This is a genomic window from Bradyrhizobium sp. (genome assembly GCF_030697065.1).
Classification (GTDB): domain Bacteria; phylum Pseudomonadota; class Alphaproteobacteria; order Rhizobiales; family Xanthobacteraceae; genus Bradyrhizobium.
In genome coordinates, this window is sequence record NZ_JAUYQU010000313.1 from 1 (window position 1) to 2405 (window position 2405).

At 64.0% G+C, this 2405-nt stretch carries 2 protein-coding genes and 1 pseudogene; all 3 read right to left on the reverse strand.

Annotated features, from left to right (window positions below):
* Positions 1 to 263: pseudogene (locus Q8R73_RS24715) on the reverse strand (hypothetical protein); the annotation flags it as partial.
* A gap of 125 nt (positions 264 to 388) precedes the next feature.
* Positions 389 to 898, reverse strand: coding sequence for a PaaI family thioesterase (locus tag Q8R73_RS24720; protein ID WP_305722165.1), 510 nt, complete (start codon positions 896 to 898; stop codon positions 389 to 391).
* A gap of 136 nt (positions 899 to 1034) precedes the next feature.
* Positions 1035 to 2237, reverse strand: a complete 1203-nt coding sequence (carA, locus tag Q8R73_RS24725) for a glutamine-hydrolyzing carbamoyl-phosphate synthase small subunit (RefSeq protein WP_305722166.1) — start codon at positions 2235 to 2237, stop codon at positions 1035 to 1037.
* Positions 2238 to 2405 lie beyond the last annotated feature (168 nt).

Below are 2405 nucleotides of genomic sequence, written 5' to 3' on the forward strand. Positions count from 1 at the left end.
AACCGCACCCGCGCATGGCCGCGCGCGACGCCGAGCGCCTCGTGAACCGTCGCATGGTAGTGCGGATAATCGTAGACGCCGTTGCGCCACATCCCGCCCCAGCCATTGGCGCCGAACAATTCCTCGATGGTTCTTTCGGGATGCGCATTGGCGACATCGATGGCGCCCTGGTAGATCAGGAACGGCATCGGATTGTTGGGAACGAGGCCGTCGTCCGCGAAGACGAAGGCGAGCGGTTCGATATCTTCGCTGACGACTGACATGGTCATTCTCGTTATCGTGGTCTCGCGCAAAGTTGGCGGGCACGTTATCGGGCGCGCATTCGCGAGACCCCTTGGCCTTGCGCACCCTGCGCATTTCAACTGACGCCAGCGGCTCGTGTTCCCGCCTAGCTGCCGACCGGCGACGTCGCCGGAAGCTCGAACACCAGGCAGGTCGTGGTGGCATGCGCCAGCAGCCTGCCCTTGGCGTCGGTAATGCGGCCCTCGGCGGTGGCGGCGCGGCGGCCGACATTCAGCGTGCGGCCTTCGCTGCGGATCGGGCCGGTGTCCCGGGTCATGCCCTTGATGAAGGAGATCTTGAATTCCAGCGTGGTGTAGCCGGTGCCCGCCGGCAGCGCGGTGTGCACCGCGAGTCCCATCGCCGAATCCAGCAGCGTCGCGGCATAGCCGCCATGCACCGAGCCGATCGGGTTGTAGTGCTGGAAGCCGGGGATGCTTTGAAACGCCACGACGCCGGGCTCGGCGGTCTGGTCGAATGGCCTGATCGTCTGCATCATCGGCGGCGCCGGCAGTTTGCCGGCGAACATGGCGCGGACGAAGTCGAGTCCTGCCATCGAGGCCATCACCTCCAGCGGAGTCACGCCGTAGTCGATGGCGGGGGCGGAAGTGTGGTTCATGATGGCGTCTCCGGATGAATAATGATGTTCATCATACTAAACGGTGACGCTCGTCACAACGGACGGGTACCGCCGCGTCCGGGATCTCAGGCTGCAGCAGGAGTGATAGCGTCCAGCCTGGCAGCGGGCAGAAAGGCTACCCGCTCTTCTTCGCCCGCATCAGATCGGCAAACCGCTTGAACAGATAATGCGAGTCGCGCGGGCCGGGCGAGGCTTCGGGGTGGTACTGCACCGAGAACACCGGCCTGCCGTCGAGCGAGATGCCGCAATTGGAGCCGTCGAACAGAGAGATGTGGGTTTGCGTGGCGCCCTTGGGCAGGGTGTCCTGGTCCACGGCAAAACCGTGGTTCATCGAGGTGATCTCGACCTTGCCGGTGGTCTCGTCCTTGACCGGATGATTGGCGCCGTGATGGCCCTGATGCATCTTTTTCGTCTTCGCGCCGACGGCAAGCCCGAGCATCTGGTGGCCGAGGCAGATGCCGAAGGTCGGGGTGCCGGATTCGATCACCTGCTGGATGACAGGCACGGCATATTTGCCGGTTTCGGCGGGATCGCCGGGGCCGTTCGACAGGAACACGCCGTCGGGCTTCAGTGCCAGGATGTCCTCGGCCGAAGTGGTCGCCGGCACCACCGTGATCTTGCAGCCTTCGCCGGCCAGCAGGCGCAGGATGTTGCGCTTGATGCCGTAGTCGATGGCGACGACGTTGAACTCCGGCGCGGTCTGCCGGCCGAAACCCTTTTCCCACGCCCACGGCGTCTCGTCCCAGGTGAAGCGCTGCGCGGATGTCACCATCGGCACCAGGTCCATGCCCTCGAGGCCGGGCCATTCGCGGGCTTCTTGCTTCAGGCCGGGCAGGTCGAACTTGCCGTCCCTGGCATGCGCGATCACGGCATTGGGCATGCCCTTGCTGCGGATCAGCGCGGTCAGGGCGCGGGTGTCGATGCCCGAAAGGCCGATGATGCCGCGCGCCTTCAGCCACTGGTCGAGGTGCTTGACGGAGCGGTAGTTGGAGGGATCGGTGATTGCGGCGCGCAGGATCACGCCGCGCGCGCCCGGCGTCGCCGCCATGTTGACGGTCTCGATGTCCTCGTCGTTGGTGCCGACATTGCCGATATGCGGAAAGGTGAAGGTGATGAGCTGCCCGGCATAGGAGGGATCGGTGAGGATCTCCTCGTAGCCGGTCATCGCGGTGTTGAAGCAGACTTCGCCGACCGCCTGGCCTTCCGCGCCGAGGCCGAAACCCTCCAGCACGGTGCCGTCGGCCAGCACGAGGAGCGCGGTCGGTTTGTGGTCCGGCCAGGCTGAACTGTTTTGTTCGGATATTTCTTGGGATGTCATGAGCGCATTACATAGTCGCCGCAATACCGGGCGTCAAAGCCGGAACCAGAGGATTCACATTCGTTCCGCCTATTTGGCTAACTTTATTTCGTCATGGCCGGGCTTGACCCGGCCATCCGCGTCTTGTTGCAATAAAACACGAAAAAGAGGATGGCCGGGTCAAGCCCG